Origin of the sequence: uncultured Agrobacterium sp., from assembly GCF_913777885.1 — a bacterium.
Lineage (GTDB): Bacteria > Pseudomonadota > Alphaproteobacteria > Rhizobiales > Rhizobiaceae > Agrobacterium.
The window spans coordinates 255,266-278,406 of record NZ_CAJYTV010000018.1; the positions used below are offsets into that span (position 1 = coordinate 255,266).

General features: G+C 56.5%; 21 protein-coding genes. 14 read left to right on the forward strand and 7 right to left on the reverse strand.

Translation table 11 applies throughout. The features are described 5' to 3' along the window. Nucleotides 1–142 precede the first annotated feature (142 nt). The 5 genes from exoR to QZ869_RS18060 all read right to left on the reverse strand — a co-directional run bounded on the left by exoR (nucleotide 143) and on the right by QZ869_RS18060 (nucleotide 9,498). Nucleotides 143–937, reverse strand: coding sequence for an exopolysaccharide production regulator ExoR (gene exoR, locus QZ869_RS18040; RefSeq protein WP_296021916.1), 795 nt, complete (start codon nucleotides 935–937; stop codon nucleotides 143–145). Between the two features lies 1 nt (nucleotide 938). Continuing rightward, nucleotides 939–1,244, reverse strand: a complete 306-nt coding sequence (locus tag QZ869_RS18045) for a hypothetical protein (protein WP_296106352.1) — start codon at nucleotides 1,242–1,244, stop codon at nucleotides 939–941. A gap of 179 nt (nucleotides 1,245–1,423) precedes the next feature. After that, nucleotides 1,424–2,659, reverse strand: coding sequence for an OmpP1/FadL family transporter (locus QZ869_RS18050; protein ID WP_296106354.1), 1,236 nt, complete (start codon nucleotides 2,657–2,659; stop codon nucleotides 1,424–1,426). Between the two features lie 403 nt (nucleotides 2,660–3,062). Then, nucleotides 3,063–5,990, reverse strand: a complete 2,928-nt coding sequence (locus tag QZ869_RS18055) for a valine--tRNA ligase (protein WP_296098325.1) — start codon at nucleotides 5,988–5,990, stop codon at nucleotides 3,063–3,065. A 106-nt stretch (nucleotides 5,991–6,096) separates the two neighbouring features. Further along, nucleotides 6,097–9,498, reverse strand: coding sequence for a DUF3971 domain-containing protein (locus QZ869_RS18060; RefSeq protein ID WP_296106355.1), 3,402 nt, complete (start codon nucleotides 9,496–9,498; stop codon nucleotides 6,097–6,099). Nucleotides 9,499–9,836: 338 nt separating this feature from the next. Here QZ869_RS18060 and bcp point away from each other — a divergent pair, with 338 nt between their 5' ends. The 9 genes from bcp to QZ869_RS18105 all read left to right on the forward strand — a co-directional run bounded on the left by bcp (nucleotide 9,837) and on the right by QZ869_RS18105 (nucleotide 18,902). Next, on the forward strand, nucleotides 9,837–10,304 hold the full coding sequence (bcp, locus tag QZ869_RS18065) for a thioredoxin-dependent thiol peroxidase (protein ID WP_296106356.1): 468 nt from the start codon (nucleotides 9,837–9,839) through the stop codon (nucleotides 10,302–10,304). 25 nt (nucleotides 10,305–10,329) lie between these two features. After that, nucleotides 10,330–11,151 (forward strand): ferritin-like domain-containing protein, encoded by an 822-nt coding sequence (locus QZ869_RS18070; protein ID WP_296106358.1) that lies wholly within the window; start codon nucleotides 10,330–10,332, stop codon nucleotides 11,149–11,151. A 175-nt stretch (nucleotides 11,152–11,326) separates the two neighbouring features. Further along, the gene (locus QZ869_RS18075) at nucleotides 11,327–12,589 is read left to right on the forward strand and encodes a M23 family metallopeptidase (RefSeq protein ID WP_296106360.1); all 1,263 of its coding nucleotides are present in this window, start codon (nucleotides 11,327–11,329) and stop codon (nucleotides 12,587–12,589) included. A gap of 189 nt (nucleotides 12,590–12,778) precedes the next feature. Beyond that, nucleotides 12,779–14,281, forward strand: coding sequence for a DEAD/DEAH box helicase (locus QZ869_RS18080; RefSeq protein ID WP_296083281.1), 1,503 nt, complete (start codon nucleotides 12,779–12,781; stop codon nucleotides 14,279–14,281). Beyond that, nucleotides 14,281–14,706 carry an NUDIX domain-containing protein gene (locus tag QZ869_RS18085; protein WP_296106362.1) on the forward strand — a complete coding sequence of 142 codons (426 nt, stop codon included), beginning with the start codon at nucleotides 14,281–14,283 and terminating at the stop codon, nucleotides 14,704–14,706. Before QZ869_RS18080 ends, QZ869_RS18085 begins: the two co-directional genes overlap by 1 nt. Before the next feature lie 134 nt (nucleotides 14,707–14,840). Further along, nucleotides 14,841–15,914 carry a branched-chain amino acid ABC transporter substrate-binding protein gene (locus tag QZ869_RS18090; protein ID WP_296106363.1) on the forward strand — a complete coding sequence of 358 codons (1,074 nt, stop codon included), beginning with the start codon at nucleotides 14,841–14,843 and terminating at the stop codon, nucleotides 15,912–15,914. Between the two features lie 153 nt (nucleotides 15,915–16,067). Next, nucleotides 16,068–16,745 (forward strand): ribulose-phosphate 3-epimerase, encoded by a 678-nt coding sequence (gene rpe, locus QZ869_RS18095; protein ID WP_296106365.1) that lies wholly within the window; start codon nucleotides 16,068–16,070, stop codon nucleotides 16,743–16,745. 109 nt (nucleotides 16,746–16,854) lie between these two features. Continuing rightward, the gene (gene purB / locus QZ869_RS18100) at nucleotides 16,855–18,162 is read left to right on the forward strand and encodes an adenylosuccinate lyase (protein ID WP_296106369.1); all 1,308 of its coding nucleotides are present in this window, start codon (nucleotides 16,855–16,857) and stop codon (nucleotides 18,160–18,162) included. Nucleotides 18,163–18,323: 161 nt separating this feature from the next. Beyond that, on the forward strand, nucleotides 18,324–18,902 hold the full coding sequence (locus QZ869_RS18105; protein WP_296021884.1) for an alpha/beta hydrolase: 579 nt from the start codon (nucleotides 18,324–18,326) through the stop codon (nucleotides 18,900–18,902). A 123-nt stretch (nucleotides 18,903–19,025) separates the two neighbouring features. On the opposite strand, the gene QZ869_RS18110 is transcribed toward QZ869_RS18105, so the two are convergent. After that, nucleotides 19,026–19,367 carry a DUF1476 domain-containing protein gene (locus QZ869_RS18110; RefSeq protein WP_296039434.1) on the reverse strand — a complete coding sequence of 114 codons (342 nt, stop codon included), beginning with the start codon at nucleotides 19,365–19,367 and terminating at the stop codon, nucleotides 19,026–19,028. Between the two features lie 248 nt (nucleotides 19,368–19,615). On the opposite strand from QZ869_RS18110, the gene purC reads away from it, so the two are divergent. The 5 genes from purC to gpt all read left to right on the forward strand — a co-directional run bounded on the left by purC (nucleotide 19,616) and on the right by gpt (nucleotide 22,583). Beyond that, nucleotides 19,616–20,380 (forward strand): phosphoribosylaminoimidazolesuccinocarboxamide synthase, encoded by a 765-nt coding sequence (gene purC, locus QZ869_RS18115; RefSeq protein WP_296021880.1) that lies wholly within the window; start codon nucleotides 19,616–19,618, stop codon nucleotides 20,378–20,380. 17 nt (nucleotides 20,381–20,397) lie between these two features. Beyond that, complete coding sequence (gene purS / locus QZ869_RS18120) at nucleotides 20,398–20,640, forward strand: phosphoribosylformylglycinamidine synthase subunit PurS (protein ID WP_296021878.1); 243 nt, start codon at nucleotides 20,398–20,400, stop codon at nucleotides 20,638–20,640. A gap of 119 nt (nucleotides 20,641–20,759) precedes the next feature. After that, nucleotides 20,760–21,431 carry a phosphoribosylformylglycinamidine synthase subunit PurQ gene (purQ, locus tag QZ869_RS18125; RefSeq protein ID WP_296021875.1) on the forward strand — a complete coding sequence of 224 codons (672 nt, stop codon included), beginning with the start codon at nucleotides 20,760–20,762 and terminating at the stop codon, nucleotides 21,429–21,431. A 65-nt stretch (nucleotides 21,432–21,496) separates the two neighbouring features. After that, nucleotides 21,497–21,901 carry a hypothetical protein gene (locus QZ869_RS18130; RefSeq protein WP_296039433.1) on the forward strand — a complete coding sequence of 135 codons (405 nt, stop codon included), beginning with the start codon at nucleotides 21,497–21,499 and terminating at the stop codon, nucleotides 21,899–21,901. A 184-nt stretch (nucleotides 21,902–22,085) separates the two neighbouring features. Continuing rightward, complete coding sequence (gene gpt / locus QZ869_RS18135) at nucleotides 22,086–22,583, forward strand: xanthine phosphoribosyltransferase (RefSeq protein WP_296021871.1); 498 nt, start codon at nucleotides 22,086–22,088, stop codon at nucleotides 22,581–22,583. An 82-nt stretch (nucleotides 22,584–22,665) separates the two neighbouring features. Here gpt and soxR read toward each other — a convergent pair whose 3' ends face one another. Further along, entirely contained in the window at nucleotides 22,666–23,139 is a 474-nt protein-coding gene (soxR, locus tag QZ869_RS18140) for a redox-sensitive transcriptional activator SoxR (protein ID WP_296106371.1), read from the reverse strand. Nucleotides 23,140–23,141: the final 2 nt, after the last annotated feature.

Consider the following 23,141-nt stretch of genomic DNA (forward strand, 5'->3'; position numbering starts at 1 on the left):
CTCATTTTTTGTGGAGCATCACCGGGACAATTGCGTCGGCCAGAAAGTAGTCCGGAGACACAAGCGCAACCTGCGGCCTACTTTCGCGCTTCAACGTTATCGTGACAAACCAGTATACTAAACGAAGCGGCGCTTTTTCTGATCAATCAGCATCGCTGGAAGCGATGTTACGGGCCAGCTGAATAGCAACGCGGCGATCATTTTCCGCTGCCACGGAAAAAGCCTGTTCCTGGAGGTTCTGTATCCAGATGCAATTGGCTGCGGCGCATTTGTCGAGAGCTGCGGTCATGAATGCCAGTCCGCGAACTGTCTGTCCTTCCTGGAAGAGAAGATTTCCGAAGATCGACATGGCACCGGCATGACCATGCTTGCGAGCCTGATTAAGCCACTTTTTGGCCTGCTGCGTATCCGCGCGGCCACCCTCACCCGCGAGGATCATCTGCGCAAGCTGGAACTGCGCCTCCGCTACGCCGAAGGTCGATGCGACCTGAAAATAGAGTTGGCGGGCCTGTCCCAAATCCATCTTGACCGGACTGCCAGGAATGCCGTGGCGATAATAATCTGCGAGAGACAGGAGTGCGTTGACGAAGAAGCCCGTATCCTCCGACCCCGGCTCCACGCCCTGGCTGGCAATCTCGCTGTAAATCTTGAAGGCCTCGAAGTCGTTTTTCGCTACACCGTCGCCGTAGGCATACATATTGGCAAGCGCCCAACGCGATCCAGTGTGACCTTTTTCTGCAGCGTAGCGATAAGCCTCAACGGCATCTTCTTTCTTGCCGTCCTTGTAGGATTTGAAGCCGAACTTAAAGAGATCGAAAGGCCCAGATTCTTTAGTGACGCCGGAATTGATATCGAATGCCAGAACCGGCACGGACAGTGACGCAAGCAGCAGTCCCAGACATAGCGGTTTCAAAACGTTGATGTCACATTTCAGCATTTCAACGAACTTCTCTCACTCTTCCCGGCAAAAGCCGAGATGCGATCTTTTGAACAAACTGCACCCGCCCGACAACAGCTTTCATGCTGCCGCCGGTGATCTTGAGCGGTCGTAAACTGGTAATCTCATGAGCACAGATATAAGTACCGTTTCCGGCAACATCGCGGCGTTTCACTGCCGTATGGATTCTTCCAAGCAAGCCGTTCCGGACCAAACCCGTGTTTACTTGCTTACAGCCTGAATCCGCACCTGTTTTCACTTCCACCACTTCCGCAGAACCAGTTTTGATGTCTGCATATTCTTCCATTCCCGCACCGTCGCCAGCATTCAAGCACATGCTTTGTGGCGGGAAATGGACAAATCTGCCCACATTCTTACGCTACGTGAAGGTTGCAGAAATTTGTTGCCAAATCGTCACAATATTGCGGATTGGCAACAAAAAACCCGGCCGATGAGGCCGGGTTTGGATTGATTGTTTTACGAAAGTTAGAACTTCACCTTTACCGAGGTGTTAATCGCAGCAACGACGTCATTGCCGAAGTCGTACGTGGCGTCAGTACCGTAAGTCACACCGCCGCGCGTGACCTGACCTGAACTACCGCTAGTTAGCAGACCGACAGCCGCGCCCAGACGCCATTCAATATTATCGGTAACGGCATACTGAACCCCTGCACCAAGTGTCCATGTGTCAGTCGATGCGCCAATACCAGTGCTCGTACCACGGTCCCAGGTCACGCTAACGGCACCTGAAAGCTTATCGTTGAACTTGTGCCCGATACCGCCGCTGACGGTCCAGCCGTCTCTATATAGCAGATCGAGCGACGTCACACCCGTAGCGGGGCAGCCAAAGGCGCCATTCTCTTCACAGAAGCGAATAGACTGGATCAAGCTCCAGTTCGTCCATTTCACCGAACCAAACGCCAGCCAGTCAGGAGCGATACCGCTCTGAACTTTTAACTCAATCGAGTCCGGGGCTTCAGCAGAGCCAAAAACGTTGAAGCGCCTTCCCGCGTACGGATTGCCAGGAATCGTCGGAAGCTGTGTAAGATCGAGTGTGCCGGTAAGATCATATTTCACCCGACTATTGTACACTAAGCTTGTTCGAAGCGCGTACTCAGGGATTTCATAAGCTACGCCAGCTCGCCAACCAAAAGCCTCGTCCGCAAGGTCAAGTCTTCCATTACCATTTATGGGCGCGCCAGGCGGAACGTATAGGACATTCCGGGTCTTGAAACCCTCTATCTCTTGATAGAAGCCGCCACCAATAATTCGAAACTGACCTGGACCTGCATCAAACTTATACGAACACGTCAGCCCGTAATTATCTGTCCGCAGTTTGGTCTCAATATTGCTCTGCGCACCCGCCCAATTTGCGCCTGGATTGAGATGGGCCCCAAATGGCTGAGAATAGTCGACCAAGCAATCGACATCGCCGTAACTCCCCTTGAACCCGACATAAGGGATGGCGAAATTCTCAGTATCATCTGCAGTAGTTGTGCCGCCAACGAACGTGTTACCACCGGGTCCGTCTTTGGCGTTCTTCAGCTTTCGCTGAGGCGCAACATATGTAACGCCAGACTGGAACGTGAAGGGCGAGGCGTCAAACAACTGGTCGATGTTATAACCGCCACGCTCGAGGCCGCCCGCAAATGCAGGCGTAACCGAAGTGATGCCGACAGCAAGGCATACCGCACCATTTATGATTGAAATTCGCTTTGCCATCTCTCTCCCCAATCAAGGCAATGTGATGTTTGGAAATTGAAATGCTTTCGAGGAAATGACAATCGGCACTTTGCGAAACAGAGCTCGATTAGTTAGTCGATATTTTACGTGAGAAATCCAGGCACTAATGGATTCGCAAAAAAATTAGAAAAAAAACCTTATAAATGACTTTCAATCTTGCTCTTGTAGACTTTTTTTGCGCCCAAGGCTTCGTGTGTGTCTACAAGACAACATCCACTGTTTTCACTCAAAAAAGTCAACGTTCTGTCATGTTTTGAGGCACTTGCGTGGTTTTCCGGCAGCTTGATCGTTTGAAGGCGACTCGTCGGCAAGAAGATTTTCGACGCCAACAAAAAAAGCGCCTCCGTTGTGAAGGCGCTCTCATGATCGTTTTGATATCTTATTACCCGGCCTCGTTAACCCGTTGCAAGGCAACTTTCAGGCTCTTGATCTGAAGCTCAAGCTCCGCCTTACGCTCACGGTCCGCTGCAACCACCTCTGGATCAGCATTGGCTACGAACTTCTCATTCGACAGCTTCTTGTCGATGCGCTCTAGCTCCGCCTCCGCTTTACCAATCGTCTTTTCGAGACGGGATCTTTCAGCCGAGACATCAATGAGATTGCCGAGTGGAATGCACACGGTTGCTTCACCGACAACGATCTGTGCCGAACCCTTTGGTGCCGCATCCGCAGCAAGAATTTCATCGGCACGGGCTAGACGACGGATCGCTGCAGAGTGGCGGTCAAGACGCAGTTCGGTGGTCGGATTTGCGGCAACGACAACCAGTGGTGCCATGGCACCAGGTGGTACGTTCATTTCCGAGCGGGTTGAACGGATGCCCGAAACAAGTTCGATCAACCAGTTGATTTCAGCCGCCGCCGCTTCGTCGGTAAACTCCGGGGCAGGCCAGTCGGCATGGCAAAGCAGTTGGTCGCGGCTTGCGCCTTCACCAGCCGTGTGCGCCCACAGTTCTTCCGTCATGAATGGCATAAACGGATGCAGAAGCTTGTAGATCTCTTCGAGTACGTAAGCCGCACAGGCTTGCGCCTCTTTCTTGGCCGCCTCATCCTCGCCGTTGAACACCGGCTTCAAGAGTTCGAGATACCAGTCACAGAACTGGTTCCAGACGAAGCGATAGAGCGTGGTGGACGCATCATTGAAGCGATAGCTCTCGATCGAAGCGGTGACGTCCTTGGCCGTATTAGCAAGTTCAGTCAGGATCCAGCGGTTGATCGTCTGTGTGGCCGCCTCGGGTTTAAAGCGCGGATCGCGTTTTACGCCGTTCATTTCGGCAAAGCGCGTGGCGTTCCAGAGTTTGGTACCGAAGTTGCGATAACCCGCAATACGTGCCGGATCGAGCTTCACGTCGCGGCCCTGCGCCGCCATGATGGCCAGCGTAAAGCGCAGCGCGTCTGCACCATACTGGTCGATCAGTTCTAGCGGATCGATGACGTTGCCCTTGGACTTCGACATCTTCTGGCCGTTCTTGTCGCGAACCAGCGCGTGAACATAGACGGTGTTGAACGGCTCGACGGCGTGACCGGCATCATCCTTCATGAAATGAAGACCCATCATCATCATCCGGGCGACCCAGAAGAAGATGATATCGAAGCCCGTGACGAGAACGTTGGTCGGGTAATAGCGCGCAAGCTCCGGCGTCTTGTCCGGCCAGCCAAGAGTGGAGAACGGCCAAAGTGCGGAGGAAAACCATGTGTCCAGAACATCTTCGTCGCGTGTCAGGATTTCGCCCGGCTTGAAGTTTTCAAGCTTCTCCTGCACCCACGCCTTCCACGGGCCTTCATGGGCAAGATAGTGCTGGACGGCAGCGTCGAGTGCTTCTTCCTCCGTCTTCTCAACGAAGACCTGACCATCCGGACCATACCAAGCAGGGATCTGGTGACCCCACCAGAGCTGACGCGAAATGCACCATGGCTGGATGTTCTCCATCCATTCGAAATAGGTCTTGTCCCAGTTCTTCGGAACGAAGTTCGTGCGACCTTCGCGCACCGATGCCATCGCAGGCTCGGCCAACGTCTTCGCATCGACGAACCACTGGTCGGTCAGCATCGGCTCGATGACGACGTTGGAACGGTCGCCAAAGGGCTGCATGATCTTCTTGTTCTCGACGTAAGGCACGTCGTTGCCTTCAGCGTCCTTGGTCGTGACGGCAAGACCATCGGCATTGATGGCGGCGACGACGCGCTTGCGAGCCTCGTAACGGTCAAGACCGCGATACTCGTCGGGAACGAGGTTGATAGCATCGACATCCGCTTCCGACGGCAGCTTGCCGGAGCGCGTGATTTCGCCTGCAAGTTCCGCGCAGCGCGCATAGGGCTCGCCATCGTCGCGCATCTGTGCCTGCGTATCCATCAGGCGATAGAGAGGAATATTGTTGCGGCGGGCGACCTGATAGTCGTTAAAGTCATGCGCGCCTGTGATCTTGACGGCGCCGGAACCGAAGGTCGGATCCGGATACTCATCGGTGATGATCGGGATCAGGCGGCGGCTTTCCTTCGGACCGACAGGAATTTCGCAAAGCTTACCAACGATTGGCGCATAGCGTTCGTCCGACGGATGAACGGCAACAGCGCCGTCGCCCAACATGGTTTCCGGGCGAGTGGTCGCGATCGCGATATAGTCGCGCTCTTCCTGGAAGACGATGTTGCCGTCGGCATCCTTCTCGACATAGGTATAGGTCTCACCACCGGCGAGTGGATATTTGAAATGCCACATATGGCCGTCGGTTTCGCGGTTTTCGACCTCGATATCGGAAATCGCGGTCTCGAAATGCGGGTCCCAGTTGACCAGACGCTTGCCGCGGTAAATCAGGTCCTGCTTGTAAAGCGTGACGAAGACTTCAAGAACCGCCTTGGACAAGCCTTCATCCATGGTGAAACGTTCGCGCGACCAGTCACAGGATGCGCCAAGGCGCTTCAACTGGTTGAAGATCAAGCCACCCGACTCACCCTTCCACTCCCAGACCTTGTCGATGAAGGCTTCGCGGCCCATGGCGCGACGGCCAGGCAGCTGGTTTTCCATCAGCTTGCGCTCGACAACCATCTGGGTTGCAATACCCGCATGGTCCATGCCCGGCTGCCAAAGAACATCCTTGCCGCGCATGCGCTCGAAACGCACCAGAATGTCCTGAAGCGTATTGTTGAGCGCGTGTCCCATATGCAGAGAGCCGGTGACGTTTGGCGGCGGGATGACGATGGTGAAGCTTTCGGCATCCGGCTTGGCGTTCGCGCCAGCGCGAAAGGCGTCTGCCTCATCCCAGGCTTTGGCAATTTTGGGTTCTACGGATGCGGAATCGTAGGTCTTGTCGAGCATGTTCTGACCTGAAATCTGGAGTTCTATTTTTGGTTTGTAAATAAGGATGGGCGGTTGAGAGTCAACAGCAACCGAAAAGGCATCGGGCTCATGCGTGACCGCTTTGTCACTGGAACTCGAATATCTGCCGGAAAACGCCAGGAGCAATCAGGGACAGAGGATTGATCTGCAACCGCGGTGTCGCTGTCGGGCCCGTCAATTTGAAGGTAATGCCGAGAAGGCCACGATCACGACCATTGCCCAGGAAAATGCCGATAAACGGCAACTCGCCAAAGAGGCGATTGAGACCATAGGCCGGCATGAAGGTCCCGGTCATATCGATATTGCCGTTCTGGTCTTTCAAAACGCCCTGGAAGGTAGCTCCGATCTGCTCGCCACGCACCACACCGTTCTCCAGTGCCACGACGCCGTTGACGTAGACGACACGCGCAAAGCCTCGCTGGAACTTTTCCGAACTGACATCGATGTTGCGCCGAACAGCCGCGTTCAGGCTGCGGCCATCCTGGCCGGACGGGGTCGCAACAATGTCCTGAAGCTTGGCTTCATTGAGCACGGCGAAATTTCGCAGATCGAGAGAACCGCTCCACGACGTCCCGTTGGACGTGGTCAGAACCAGATTTAACAGGCCACCACGGATACGGGTGTAGAGATTGGTGAAACGCGCAAACGCGCCTGCGTCGCTGCTGGTCAGATTGATCGTGCCGCCATCCCCTTGGTTGGTCGTCTGTGCGACCACGGCCTGCCCACGACCGGACACGCCCTTGAAATCAACGGTGCGCACCTTGCCGTCCCTTACCCCGATGCTGGCGGTCACATTGGAAAGTGCCTCGTCGTTGAAGCCATAGACGCGGTCGAGATCCGCCTTGATGTTGAGCGAGCCGAGATCTCCACTCGGTACCGCACCGGCTGATGCTCCGGACTGCCCGCTATCGGAACTGCGCAGCTTGGCGATGATGGGTCTGAGATCAGCCGACTTGCCGTTGATGCTGACGGAGTAGCTTCTTTTCGCGGCAGAAACGGAAACCGCATAGTCATCCTGTGGCGACAACTGGAAACGGGAGAAGTTGGCGGAGATCAAACCGCCCTTGTCAAAGGCAAGGTCGCCAGTCACACCAAAGCCATCGCCTTTGAGCGCCAGATCATGAATGTTCGTACGGCCATTGACCGTCTCCATGTTGAAGGACGCATTCGCCTTGACGCCAACACCCTTTGTCCAGCCAATACCCGGCAACACCATGGAAGCATTGGAGAGATCGAGTTTTACATCCTGTCGGTCGGGATCAGTGCTGTCGATTTCAAGCAAGGTCGTTCCACCGAGCACGCTGGAGAGCTCCGGTGCAAGCTTGGCAATCTGGCCTGGTTCCAGGACGGCATTCAGCACCAGCTTTCGGCCTGTCGTACTGCTTTTTCGGATGGGCTGGGTCAGGTTGATATTCATCGCAACGTCGTCGATCCGCCCCTTGCCCAGCAGGTGAAGCGTATCATTGTTGAGCTTCAGGCTTCCGTTGACAGACGATACCTTCCGATTGGAGATGGGGCGAGACAACGACACGTCATTCAGCGACAGATCAGCCGACCAAGCAGGCTCTGGCGGAGACTGGCTTTTCAGCAAACCGACGCGCAGCTTTGCGTGGGCCGTTACGGTTCCGGAGAAATCATCCGGCTTAAATTCGGTGTCTTTCAGCGCGTTGAGCGGCTGGAAGGAGGCAAGCTCCGCGACGCTGTCGGCCGATCCGCTGACGTTGAGATCGAGGTCCGCCATCAGCGGTTTGTCATAGACGTCGACAATTGAAAAACGGCTATTTTCCAGCTCAAGATTGCGGTTGGATGGGAAGTAGGACGTCGCTTTGGAGACATTGACGTCGATCTTTTCGCCCACCAGTTCAAAACGGGCATAGACGTCGCGAAGCGGCGGGATGTCACCGGCAACGTTAAGCCGCGTATTGTCGACATCAAACTTGATCTGCAACTCGCTCGCTGCAAGTTCCAGCGAGCAGTCCGGCCCGCACATTCTGCCCGCGGGAATGAAGACGGCTATGGAGCCGTTGCGCACCGTGCCGCCGAAAAGATTGGCGATTACCCAAGGCCGCGCCTTCCGCGCCATCCAGAAGGGCCAGAGCTGCTTGACGGCGGTCGTTTCCATTTTGGGAATTTGCCCGCCAAAACTGATCTCAGGTGAACCCTCTCCAAAGCGAACCTTCAGCGACCCCGCCATATCCCCATGCTGACTTGCGACGTAAAGCGAGGGCACATTGATCTCGCGTGTTGCCCGGTCATAGGTCCCATCTGCCGTCAGGTCGAACGTCACTGGCTCTTCACCACCTGCATCAGCGACGGCAACGCCTTGCGGTAGGCGCAGAGCAAGATTGAAACCTTTGTCGTTGTCGCTGATCTTGCCTTGGATCGGAAGCGTTGTGCGCCCCAATACGAGGCTTGAATTGCCTATCATGATGGCCTTGTCATCAAAATCATAGCGGGCATTGATCACGCCGCTGGACACTGGCTGCGCCTCGCCGCCGATGTAAAGTTCACCATTACCGAGCGCAAACGAGAGGTCGAGCATGGGTTTTTGACCGCTTGCGCCCCGGCTCGCGTCGATAATGACACCTGCCTTGACGTTGAGCCCCTGATGCATGAGGCCATCGCCATCATATTGCTCCACAAGCGGACCGATATCGAAGCCGTCCAGCCGCGCGGAAAACTTATCGATGCCGCCACCGCTGGCGGTGGCAGCAAGCGCCAGTTCCGCAATCTGCCCGTTGAAAGCCACGTCGCCATCCAGCTTGTAGCCGCCATCGCCATCAGGAACGAGCGACAGTTCGCTTAAGTTGATTGTGCGCGGCTTGCCGTCCTCGCGCGGCGGCAAACGGATTGCGATATCTGAAAGATCAATTTCCTCCGTACCACTGCGCTGGAAAGTCTGAGACAGCCGGTCGAGATGGGCGAACGCATTTTCCAGGAGACCCGGCAGGGTATCAACACGTAGCTGCGAGAGGTCGAAGCCCTCCCCCTTCGGCAAGAGGGACGTATCGAGTTCCATTCCGTTGGCTTCAAGGGCGGCGATCGATACGCGACCTGTCAGCAGGGCCAAAGGATCGAGCGCCATCCCGATGGAACGCGCCCGGCTGAGATGCTGACCCGACTCGCTGTCGATGATGTCAACATCCTGCGCCACGAGCGCCAGCTTCAGCCCGGAAGAAAAGCGAATAGCGGTGGAGCCTATACGGGCCTCGTACCGAGAACCGAGCGCCCTCTCAAGCGCCTGCTGAGCCTGGCTGGACAGGGTGTTGTCCACAGAGCCGGTTTCCACCGAAAGTATTATGCCGCCAATGGACAGGAAGGCGAGGATGAAGAGAGCGACGAAAACCTTGGTGAAAGCGCGCAGCATGGAGCGCGGCGGAGGGCAGTGGACGATGATCGGGTCTTCGGCTTGCGCAGACGGCAAATCGTGAAGGGGCACGATGTCTCGCTTGCTGAAATTGACCTTCTCCCCTCGAATTTCCGCCATCCGTCCTGCCCGCTCCCGGAAACATCATGAATCCAAAGCCAATGGAATGAATTTGACATTTGATACCCATACACGGCCATCTTGAAGATCAAATGTCGACTTCGAAAATTCCACTGGAAACAAAAACTTACTAGCGAATTTCACAACCATGACATTTGCTCTTGAGGCCTTCGCAGGCGGCAACAAGTGTCAAAATCAGACCACTAGCACTCCATCAGTTTGGCGGTGTCACCCTGCCATTCCGCTTCAAACGCAACAAGACTGGACGAAGATGTTATTCGCACTATATCGAGTAGCAGCCCCCATGCTCAACAATCCGGGCAAAAGAAAGGTGAACCATGGCAGAACTGACGATTGGCGACGAAGCACCCGATTTCCGTCTTCCCAGAAATGGCGGTGGTGACATTTCTCTCTCCGATTTGAAGGGTAAAGCGGTCGTCCTTTATTTCTACCCCAAGGACGACACATCCGGTTGCACGGCAGAAGCTATCGATTTCAGTGCGCAGGGTGGAGAATTCGAGAAGGCCAATAGTGTCGTCATCGGCATATCGCCTGATTCGGTGAAGAGCCATGACAAGTTCGCTGCGAAACATTCACTGAGCATCATGTTGGCCGCCGATGAGGATAAGACCGCCCTGGAAGCCTACGGGGTCTGGAAAGAGAAGAGCATGTACGGAAAGAAATACATGGGCGTAGAGCGCACGACCTATCTGATTTCTCCGCAGGGCAAAATCGCGAAAATCTGGAACAAGGTGAAGGTTCAAGGCCACGCACAAGCGGTTCTCGGCGAAGTGAAGGCCCTTTGAACGGCAAAAAGCTGATTGCGGAACCATGACATTTACCGTGACATCGCTACGCGGCGGAGCAATAGACGCCATTGCCTCAGCCGATCTCGATCGAAAAACCGCGCTTACGCAGGAGACGGCAACGCGCTGGCTCGAGCGGCGTCTTTCTTTACGCTCGCCGCTCGATCCAAAATTGCCCGAACGTCCTGGACGCCCTGAGAAACCGGAACTCGTTCCACCCACCGCTGTGAAGCGGCGTTCGCTTCACAGCGTGAAGGGACGCATAGCCCTTTTGCACGCCATCGCGCATATTGAACTCAACGCGGTCGATCTCGCTCTCGACATCGTTGCCCGATATGCCAGCGAGCCCGTCCCGCACTCGTTTTTCGATGGCTGGATGCAGGTGGCCTTCGAAGAGGCGAAGCACTTCACGCTGGTGCGGGACAGGTTGCGCGCCTTAGGTGCCGATTATGGCGACCTCCCCGCCCATGACGGTCTGTGGCAGGCAGCGCACGCCACCCGCAACGATCTAACGGCGCGGCTTGCCGTCGTTCCCCTGATTCTCGAAGCGCGTGGTCTCGATGTCACGCCCCAGCTTCAGGCGAAGATGCGAGAGACAGGAGACATGGAAAGTGCGTCCGTCCTCGATGTGATCTATAATGACGAAAAGGGCCACGTTGCCATCGGCGCGAAATGGTTTCGATTTCTGTGTGCTCGAGAAAAGAAGGATCCAGCGGAAACCTTCAAGCATCTCGTCCGCGTCAACTTCCGTGGCCCTTTGAAGCCCCCCTTCAATGACCTTGCGCGCGCGGAGGCTGGTCTGACGCCCTCGTTCTATCGGTCGCTTACCGCCGTCAGCCAGAGCTGACTGCGTTTGTAAAAGCTTCGTTAACCTTAACAAAGTATGTTTTTCAGCGAGCTGAAGCGTGCCGCGATCGCCCGGATTCGTGCCTCACGCTCGGACTTGATGTTGATCGCATGTCGCCATCGCAAGACCGCTTCACGCTTTTGCACGACATGCTTCAGAAACCGCTGGAGCTGAAATGACGGAAGCGAGGACAAACCTGGCGTTTGGCAAGAAGCGCAAACAGCACGTCCTCATTCTGGCGAGCGGCGAAAGAGTTCGCCATGTCACGATCCGGCCTCTGCTGGTCGTCCCCACTCTTGTCATTATCCTCGTCATGACACTCGGCTTTGTCGGCTCCACCGCCTACCTGGTATTCCGCGATGATATGCTTGGAGCGATGATCGCGCGCCAGTCTCGTATGCAAAAGGACTATGAGGACCGCATCGCCGCGTTACGGTCACAAGTAGACCAGATCACCTCGCGTCAGCTTCTCGATCAGCAAGCGGTTGAAAAGAAGGTAGAAAAGCTTCTGGCTCAACAGAACGCCCTTTCCTCGCGTCATGGTCGGGTGAACGATCTTTTGAATGAGAACGATGGACCCGCCTCACGCGAACAGGAAAGCGCTGCTCCATCGGCAAATGCATTTGCGCCTCAGAAGAGGGCAAGCCTTTCGGGAGCTGCGTCCGCCATCGATCACGCGCTACGCGGGCCGGGAAAGGAACCGGGCCTAAAGGGAAGCCTGACATACCTTGATAACAAGGATGCTATTTCCGGCCGGGCGCTGACTCGTATGCTGGCATCGCTCAATCGAATCGAATCGGAACAGCTCGGGCGAATCGCTTCGCTAACGATAGGCGCAAACAATCGCGCAGACGCCATGGCCGATATCATTCGCAGCACCGGCATCAAGATCGATGACAAAGCGGACGATGCAATTGGCGGTCCCTATGTCGAGGCCTCCTCTAGTCCTTTCCAGTCCTCACTTGCCGATCTCGACAATGCGCTGGACCGGCTGGAAACCGTCCGTGGCGCCGCCGAGCGTTTGCCGCTTGGCAATCCGGCACCGGGTCGCGATATCACCAGCCGCTTCGGCAACCGCATGGACCCCTTTTTAGGTCGGCTTGCATTGCATACCGGCATAGATTTTCGTGCGGAAACAGGCGCGGATGTGCGCGCCACCGGTGCGGGTACCGTTTCTTTTGCAGGTTATTCGGGCGGTTATGGCAATATGGTGGAAATCGATCACGGCAAGGGCGTGAGCACCCGCTACGGCCACCTTTCCCAGATTCTGGTTAGAACCGGTGAGAAAATCGAAGTTTCCGACGTCATCGGCAAGGCAGGCAGCACGGGCCGCTCGACCGGTCCGCATGTCCATTACGAAGTGCGGCTGCACGACGAGGCTGTCGATCCGATGCGGTTTCTCATGGCGGGCACGGAATTGAAGACCTATCTACAGTAACGCTCACGCCCCTCGGCAGAATTCAGACCGGTTTTTCTTCCCCGGCTACGATTTCATGTGTCGTTTTGGCACAAATCCCCGTTTCCTTGACTTTTCGACGATTTAAGCCTAAGTCGCGGACCACGATCTGCGGCACTAACGCTACGACAGTCGTTTGTTCTTCGAACCAGAACGGAAACAGTTTTTCCTTTGACAACATTCTCTGATCTTGGCCTGAGCCAAAAAGTCCTTTCCGCTATTGCCGATGCCGGCTACAACACGCCGACACCCATCCAGGCGGGCGCCATTCCCCCGGCGCTGGAAAGACGCGACATTTGCGGCATTGCACAGACGGGAACCGGTAAGACCGCCTCCTTCGTGCTGCCGATGCTCACCCTGCTGGAAAAGGGTCGAGCGCGCGCACGAATGCCCCGGACACTCATTCTGGAACCGACGCGCGAACTCGCCGCCCAGGTTGCCGAGAATTTCGAGAAGTATGGCAAGAATCACAAGCTCAATGTCGCGCTGCTCATCGGCGGCGTTTCGTTCGAAGAGCAGGATCGCAAGCTGGAGCGTGGCGCGGATGTCCTGATCTGCACCCCCGGTCGCCTGCTCGACCATTGCGAGCGCGGCAAGCTTTTGATGACGGGCGTGGAAATCCTTGTCATTGACGAAGCCGACCGCATGCTCGACATGGGCTTCATCCCCGATATCGAACGCATCGCGAAGATGATCCCCTTCACGCGCCAGACACTGTTCTTCTCGGCCACCATGCCGCCGGAAATTCAGAAGCTCGCCGATCGCTTCCTGCAGAACCCGGTCCGCATTGAGGTTGCAAAGCCTTCTTCGACGGCAAAGACGGTCACGCAGCGCATCGTCGCAACGCATGACAAGGATTATGAGAAGCGCGCCGTGCTTCGTGATCTCATCAAGGCGCAGACCGAGCTCAAGAACGCGATTATCTTCTGCAACCGCAAGAAGGATGTCGCCGATCTCTATCGTTCGCTTGAACGTCACGGCTTCTCCGTCGGTGCTCTGCATGGCGACATGGACCAGACCTCGCGCACCAAGATGCTTGCCGGCTTCAAGGACAATCAGATCACGCTGCTGGTCGCGTCCGACGTTGCCGCGCGCGGTCTCGACATTCCAGATGTCAGCCACGTCTTCAACTTCGACGTTCCGATCCATGCGGAAGATTATGTTCATCGCATCGGCCGTACCGGTCGCGCTGGCCGTTCGGGTGCCGCCTTCACGCTCGTCAATCGCCGCGACACCAAGTATCTCGACGCCATCGAAAAGTTGATCGGCGAGAAAATCGAGTGGCTGAACGGCGACCTTTCGGAACTTCCCGCCCCCATGGAAAGTTTTGCTACCGACCGTCCGCGCCGTGGCAAGGACAAAGACAAGGATCGTGGCCGTGGTCGCGACCGGAACCGCCGCGACGCGCCACAGCAGATCGAGGCAGAAATCCCGAATGTAAAACCGGCTGACAACACGCACGTTGCGGCAAATGGAGGCGACAAGGTGAAGGCAGAGCGCAGGCACGAGAAGGCACCTCGCAATTTTGAGCGGAGCCCCGGTGCTTCCCACGCCAATGACGACAACCGTGACCGTCGTCGCCACTACCGCGACCATGACGACGGCCCGACACCTGTCGGATTCGGCGATGACATTCCGGCTTTCATGCTGATTGTCGCAAACGCCAAAGGCTGATGGCACGACCGGGCATCGATTTTCCCGGTGTGGGATGCGGGCTCGTCATTAGACGAGCCGGCAAGGTTCTTCTATATAAGCGCGTCAAGTCACCTGAAGCCGGTCACTGGAGCATAGTGGGCGGTAAAGTCGACCATATGGAGCACGCTCTCGATGCTGCCCGGCGGGAGGCTGAAGAAGAAAGCGGGCTGACGATCGGTAACGTCCGCTTCTTGTGCATCAGTGAGCAAATCATGCCTGCGGACGGCCAGCATTGGCTCTCGCTCATCTACGTAACCGACGATGCGACAGGAACGGCGCAATTGACGGAGCCGGATAAGCTTTCAGACATGGGCTGGTTCGATATAAACGACCCACCCTCCCCGCTTTCCCTTTTCGCTCAGGACGCGTTTCGTCATCTTGGATCCTGGCAGGGTCAAGACTGAACGATCCGCGGCGCTATACCCATCGCGCGCTAAGCAATCATTCTTAGCCATAAGACGTTTTTTCTCGGCATTTAGCCTTTTGCATCCTGCTCAGCCTCGATAACATCGGACAATCGCACAGGATAATGCCGTCCATGAATTCACTCCGCCTGCTCAGTTTTGCCTTTAGCATCAGCGTGGCCAGCGTCGCACATTCGGCGACTATAGCCGTTGTTGCGCCCCAAAGCGGCCCGTACGAGATATTGGGTTCACAAATCCGGCAGGGTGTGAAGGCGGCAGCGGCGAAGGTCGGGCTCGATGTGATGGAGATCCATGAAAGCTGCGAAGATGGCAGCGGCGGCGCGATAGCTGATGGCCTTGTCGCATCCAAAGTCTCTGTCGTGGTTGGCTTCCTCTGCACAGAAACGCTTGCGGATGCCTTGCCAACCCTGAAGGGCGCAGCCATTCCAGCAATCACGCTGTCCAGCCGGGCACCGATCGTCATGGAAGATTCGGTGAAGCGTGGCTGGCCTCTGTTCCGTATGGCCGCTTCGGAGACCGCAGAATCATCTGCCATCGCTGATGTCATGTTGCGCGACTGGAAAGGCCTGTCCTTCGCCCTTCTCGATGACGGCACGATCTACAGCCGCGAGCTGGTGGATCGGGTTCGTGCGCGACTGGAAGAAGCCGGGCTGAAACCGACATTCACCGATACGCTGCGCCCGTCGCAGGAACAACAAATCTCTCTTGTTCGACGCCTCAGCCGTACGGGTGTGACACATGTCTTCGCTGCTGCCGAACGAAATGACGTATCGATTATCGCGCGGGATGCAACGGCAGAAAAAATATCGCTGGTGCTGTTGGGAGGCGATGCACTGCGAGCGGCAAACACACCCGTTCCGCTTCAGCCAGGCGTTCTGGCTATGGCGCTACCGGATTATGCGACACTGCCATCCGCAAACGAAGCCGTACAACAATTGCGCAGCGCCAATGTCGAGCCAGACGGTTATGTCCTGCCAGCCTATGCAGCGACGCAACTCTCCGCCCAAGCGCTGGAAATGGCTGCGGAACAATCGAAGTCAACGCCTGCGATCATGATCGGAAACACCTTCACTACGGTGATCGGCCCCATCATCTTCACTGATCGCCACGAGTTGCAGGATAATCCCTATCGGTTGCAACGCTGGACAGGGACTGAGTTTACGCCTGTCGATAGGGCGATAAATTAAAGCGTTTGCCCGCCGTATGGAAACGTCACCGTCATGCTCGATTGTCTTACGACCCAATCGACTGGAGACTGGTCCTATCCTTAGCCAATCTTGTTGCGCCAGACATCCGATGATAAGGGGCAGCAACGCCTTGCCACTCAGGAGCATTTGCCAATGACACTGCCCGTCAGGATCGCCCCCTCCATTCTCGCCGCAAATTTCGCAAAGCTCGGGCAAGAGGTTGCCGACGTAACGGCGGCTGGAGCCGACTGGATCCACCTGGACGTCATGGATGGTCATTTCGTGCCGAATATCTCGTTCGGACCGGATGTCATCAAGGCGCTACGCCCGCACAGCAACGCCTTTTTCGACTGCCATTTGATGATTGCGCCAGCCGATCCTTATCTTGAGGCTTTCGCCAAGGCTGGCTGCGACGGCATCACGGTTCACGCGGAAACCGGACCTCACCTGCATCGCTCTCTGCAAACCATCCGTTCGCTTGGCAAAAAGGTTGGCGTCACGCTTAATCCCGCGACACCGCTTTCGGTGCTCGAAAACGTGCTGGACGATGTCGACCTCATCCTCATCATGAGCGTCAACCCGGGCTTTGGCGGCCAGAAGTTCATTCCGGCGATGCTGGACAAAATTCGCGCTGCAAAGTCGCTTATCGGCGACCGGCCGATCGAACTCGAAGTTGATGGCGGGATCACCATCGAAACAGCAGGCAGCGCCATTGCCGCTGGCGCCAATGCACTCGTCGCTGGTTCTGCCATCTTCAAGGGCGATGGCGTAGATGACTACAGGAAAACCGTTTCGGCGCTGCGGGCATCCGCCGAAAGTGGCAGGACCTGAGTGTGATCACTCCACGCGTCGGGATTTACCCTGCCGCGCCGAATGCGTTGAGATTGCCGGAACACTTTGCTAAACGGCATCAGATTTCTCAGTTCAAAAAGGCTTTGCCATGATCCCTCGTTATTCCCGGCCGGAAATGGTCGCTATCTGGTCGCCGGAAACCAAGTTCCGCATCTGGTTCGAAATCGAGGCGCATGCGTGCGACGCGCTGGCCGAGATCGGGGTGATCCCCAAGGAAGCGGCAAAGACCATCTGGGAAAAGGGCGGCGCTGCAGAGTTCGATGTTGCCCGCATCGATGAGATCGAAGCCGTCACCAAACATGACGTCATCGCCTTCCTGACCCATCTTGCGGAGTTCGTCGGTCCTGACTCGCGCTTCATCCACCAGGGCATGACCTCGTCCGACGTGCTCGATACCACGCTGAACATTCAGTTGGTCCGCGCCGCCGACCTGCTGATCGCCGGCATGGACCGCGTTTTGACGGCACTGAAGACCCGCGCTTTCGAGCACAAGAACACCGTTCGCATCGGCAGAAGCCATGGCATTCATGCCGAGCCGACCACGATGGGCCTGACATTTGCCCGTTTCTATGCCGAGATGGACCGCAACCGCAACCGCCTCGTCAATGCCCGTGCGGAAATCGCAACTGGTGCGATCTCCGGCGCTGTCGGCACCTTCGCCAATATCGATCCGTCGGTTGAAGAGCATGTTTGCAAGGCGCTTGGCCTGTCGCCGGAGCCCGTTTCCACTCAGGTCATCCCGCGTGACCGCCACGCCATGTTCTTTGCTACACTCGGCGTCATCGCCTCGTCGATCGAGAACGTTGCCATCGAAATCCGTCATATGCAGCGCACCGAAGTTCTGGAAGCGGAAGAGTTCTTCTCCCCCGGCCAGAAGGGCTCGTCGGCCATGCCGCACAAGCGCAACCCTGTTCTGACCGAAAACCTGACCGGTCTTGCCCGTCTGGTGCGCATGGCTGTGGTTCCCGCCCTGGAAAACGTCGCTCTGTGGCATGAGCGCGATATCAGCCACTCATCCGTCGAGCGCGGCATTGGCCCGGATACGACCATCACGCTGGATTTCGCTCTCAACCGCCTTGCCGGCGTGATCGAGAAGCTGGTGATCTATCCGGAAAACATGTTGAAGAACATGAACAAATTCCGTGGCCTCGTCCATTCGCAGCGTGTGCTGCTGGCTCTGACGCAGGCCGGCGTTTCGCGCGAAGATTCCTACCGTCTCGTTCAGCGTAATGCGATGAAGGTCTGGGAGGAAGGCAAGGACTTCCTCGAAGAACTGCTGGCGGATGAGGAAGTGCGCGCAGCGCTTCCGGAAGAGACGATCCGCGAAAAGTTTGACCTAGGCTACCACACCAAGCACGTCGATACGATCTTCAAGCGGGTGTTCGGCGAGGCTTGATCTTCAAGCCGAAGACAAAATCGGCGCTTCGCGTCACTTAAAGATCATCGCTCACTTCGGCCAGGACCGAGGTGAGCGTCAGGCGTGCAAGAGTTCGTCCTATGGGCATTTCCGGGTCTCAGCATCTTGATAACGCCAGCCAACACACCAAGATAAGCGGTATGAAAGCATCAGAAGCAGATATCCTCATCGTTCCCGGATATACCAATTCCGGTCCTGATCACTGGCAAAGTCGCTGGCAGGAGAAGCTGTCGACGGCGCGCCGCGTTGAGCAGGCGGAGTGGTCGAAGCCGGTGCGTGAAGACTGGGTGGCCCGCCTCGTGGAGGAAGTGAACGCCTCGACGAAGCCAGTGGTCCTCGTCGCGCACTCGCTCGGCGTGCCCACGGTGATCCATGCGCTGCCAAACATCGGCTCGAAAGTGGCGGGTGCGATGCTCGTGGCACCGCCAGACGTCGCGAATCCGGACATTCGGCCAAAGCATCTGATGACGTTCGGACCTTATCCGCGCGATCCGCTTCCCTTTCCGGCAATCACGATCGCCAGCCGCAATGATCCGTTCGGAACATATGAGCATGCCGACGACATCGCCGCAGCCTGGGGCTCGCTTCTGATCGATGCCGGCATGTCGGGACATATCAATACGGAATCGGGCCATGGCCCATGGCCTGAAGGCACCATGGTTTTCGCCCAGTTTCTGAGCAGGCTCAAACCGCCTCCTGGCTTCGTCACTGCTGAGTAACAGTGAACGAAATCACCTGTTTTTACCCAGAAATTTCATGGATTGAGAGTAAAACGAAAAATCCGCGCAAGCAAATCTCGCGCGGATTTAATCTGTCGATATGTGTGATCAAGACCGATAACGTCAGGCAACGCGCTTGTTGCCGAATTGCGAGATCCCATCACGCAGTTCGTCGGCGGCACAGCGTAGCAGGCTACTCATCTGGTCATGGATCGCGTCGTCGGTAACGCCGACACCGGCTGCGATGAAATCGTCATGCAGCTTGTTGAACACAGCTTCATCGCCTTCGCTACCGATGGAAGTGGCAACGATCTCTGTTGCATAGGAGTTCGCGTCTTCCTTGTGCATCAGGGAGGCGGCCCACAGCCCCATCAACCTGCTGCGCAGCCCGTGAAGGCGGAAGCTTAGTTCTTCTTCGTGAAAATAAAGATTCTCAAGCGCTTTACCGCGCGTTCTCAGACCCATGACTATACCCCGTTTTACTTGTATCGTTATTTGCGTCCTCTTGGTCGGGACAACACTGTTCTACAATACAACTGTTGAAAAAGCGTAACTTTGGAATGATGCCTTGGAAGAGCCAAAAACAGGGTTGAAGAATTGCAAACAACCGCGTGCCGTCGCATTGTGAAGTCGCTTCTTTTCCGTTATGGGACCGCTTCAAGAAACGAAACGACCGCCACCCGCACCGGCGCTAAAACAAGAGATATGTCGCTATGAACCGTCGCCGCCGAATCTATGAAGGCAAGGCCAAGATCCTTTATGAAGGTCCGGAGCCGGGAACGCTCATCCAGTTCTTCAAGGACGACGCGACCGCTTTCAACAAGAAGAAGCATGAAGTCATCGACGGCAAGGGCGTTCTGAACAATCGCATCTCGGAATATGTCTTCACGCATCTGAACAAGATCGGCATTCCGACACACTTCATCCGTCGGCTGAATATGCGCGAGCAGTTGATCAAGGAAGTCGAGATGATCCCCCTTGAGGTCGTCGTGCGCAACGTCGCCGCCGGCTCGCTTTCGAAGCGCCTCGGCATCGACGAAGGCGTCGTGCTGCCACGCTCGATCATCGAGTTCTATTACAAGTCGGACGCGCTGGAAGACCCTATGGTCTCGGAAGAGCACATCACGGCGTTCGGCTGGGCCAACCCTGCCGAACTTGACGACATCATGGCGCTCGCCATTCGCGTCAACGACTTCCTCTCCGGCCTTTTCCTCGGGGTTGGCATTCAGCTCGTCGATTTCAAGATCGAATGCGGACGCCTGTTTGAAGGCGATATGATGCGCATTATCCTTGCAGACGAAATTTCTCCGGATAGCTGCCGCCTGTGGGATATCGAGACGCAGGAAAAGATGGACAAGGATCGCTTTCGCCGCGATATGGGTGGACTGCTGGAAGCCTACTCGGAAGTCGCGCGGCGTCTCGGCATCATCAATGAAAATGAACCGATCCGCGGCACGGGCCCGGTTCTCGTCAAGTAACATCAGGAGACCATCAGGTGATCAAGGCACGGGTGACTGTTACGCTGAAGAACGGCGTTCTCGATCCGCAGGGTAAAGCAATCGAAGGCGCGCTGGGCAGCCTCGGTTTCGATGGCGTCGGTCAGGTCCGTCAGGGCAAGGTCTTCGATCTTGAACTGGACGCCACCGACAAGGCGAAGGCCGAAGAAAACCTGAAGGCGATGTGCGAGAAGCTTCTCGCCAACACCGTCATCGAAAACTACGCGATCGCCATCCTCTAGAGCAATTTGCGTGAACGGTGTTCACCTTTATAGCTCTCAACTCTTTGTTTGACGCATTTCCACATGCAAGATCGCAGGCGCTTCTGCTGGAAATGCTCTGAATTTCGGAGCCAAGGCCCATGAAATCCGCAGTCGTCCAGCTTCCTGGCCTCAATCGCGACCGTGACATGATCGCGGCCTTGACGAAGATTTCGGGTCAGGCGCCCGTCACCATCTGGCAGACGGAAACGCAAATTCCGGATGTCGATCTGATCGTGATCCCCGGCGGCTTCTCCTATGGCGATTATCTGCGTTGCGGCGCGATCGCCGCCCGCATGCCGGTCATGCAGGCGATCCGCGAGAAGGCAGAACAGGGTGTGAAAGTTCTGGGTGTTTGCAACGGCTTCCAGATTTTGGTCGAAGCCGGGATGCTGCCAGGCGCCTTGATGCGCAACGCCTCGCTCAAATTCGTCTGCCGCGAAGTCAAGCTAGAAGTCGTCAACAACGATACCGAGTTTACCCGCACCTATGACAAGGGCCAGATCATCCGCTCGCCCGTTGCTCATCACGACGGCAACTATTTCGTCGAAGCTGACGAATTGAAGGCGATGGAAGACAATGGCCAGGTCGTCTTCCGTTACGCTGAAGGCACTAACCCGAACGGCTCGTTGAACGATATTGCCGGCGTCATCAACGCCAAGGGCAATGTTCTCGGCATGATGCCGCATCCGGAAAACCTCATCGAAGCTGCCCATGGCGGCAAGGATGGGCGCGGCATATTTGCCTCGGCGCTTGGCGTTATTGCCGCCTGATATCGCAAGCATCGAGCCGGGCGGATCAGCCCGGCTTTCTTTTGCCGCTCATGCTGGATTGAAGAATGAACCGCACCGCTCCCACACGTTCCGTCGGCATTGTCGCTCTTGGCTTCGCAGCAATCGCACTTGCTGCATGCCAGCCGAAGCCTGAGCCACCGAGGGCTGCGTCGCAGGCTGCCCTTCCTGTGATGGAGCGCATCGCGCTCGGCGCCAATGCCTGCTGGTTCAAGTCCGGCGATCCAGCTTTCAAGGCCTACCGCCTTGCACCGGAACTCAACTCTTTCTCTGGCCGTCCTCGCATTCTGCTGGTTCCACGCAACAGCCCGGAATCGCGCCCGATGCTGGTGGTACAAGCCGAAGGTAATCCGGCCAATCTTCAGGCTTTCGGTCCGGTGATGAATGACGGTCACGCACCGCGCATCTCCGCAGACATCAAGCGATGGGCCAATGGTGGCAAGGGCTGCTGATCGTCCGTAGACTGGATACGGTCTCTTGTGACGTTGATAGGGAGCAGGCCGGAAATTCTCTTTCGCCTCTCCACAGGCAGCTTGAGCAAGATCACGATCGCTGCAAACGCACAGACTTGCTTTTTGCCGTTTCTTGCCGCTATTAGCCAAAGCCATCAGCAATTGAATGAGATGGCAGACACCCATGTCCCTTCCCGATAAAGCCTTCCCAGTGTCCTGGGATCAGTTTCACCGCGATGCCCGCGCGCTGGCGTGGCGTCTTGCCGGCCTGAACCAGGAGTTCAAGGCCATCGTCTGCATCACCCGCGGCGGCCTCGTTCCAGCGGCGATCATCTCCCGCGAGCTTAACATCCGCCTCATCGACACGGTCTGCATCGCCACCCGTCACGATTACCTGAACCAGGGCGATACCGTTCTGCTAAAGGGCATCTCCCCCGAACTGTTGGAAAAGTCCGGCGAGGGCATTCTGGTCGTCGACGATCTGACAGATACGGGCAAGACAGCATTGGAAGTGCGCGAGATGCTGCCAAAGGCACATTTTGCCTGCGTCTATGCCAAGCCAACCGGCGTTCCCACCATCGACACCTTTGTGACCGAGGTCAGCCAGGATACCTGGATCTACTTCCCATGGGACATGGGCTTCACCTATCAAGAGCCAATCGCCAAGGGCGCGCCCGGCTGATCACCACACATTGATCGGGTCGCGCCAGGCCTTGAGTTTTGGCGCGACATCGTCTCATCGCGCTATCATAGCGCATCTCCCCTTACGGCCCCGGCTCCGGCTCCAGCAGCACCGGCCCGGCACCCTTATCACCCAGTATATCTGCCGGATTGCGCAGCGGACACTCATCCGTCGAAAGACAGCCACAGCCGATGCAGCCGGTCAGCTGATTGCGCAGCCGTGTAAGACGCGCAATACGGTCGTCCAGTTCGGCCTGCCAATGGGTGGCAAGCCTCTGCCAGTCCTTTCCCGTTGGCGTGCGACCATCCGGCAGAGTATTCAATGCCTGCTGAATCTCCTTGAGCGGAATCCCCGCCCTCTGGGCCACCTTGATGATGGCGATGCGCCTCAGCACATCGCGCCCGTAGCGACGGTGATTGGAGCTATTGCGCCAGCCTTTTATCAGCCCTTCGGCCTCGTAAAAGTGAAGCGTCGAAACCGCCACCCCCGCCCGCTCGGCAACGTCCCCGACAGATAGATCGCGCACCAGCGGAATCTGCTGAAGTTTTCTCGTCATGT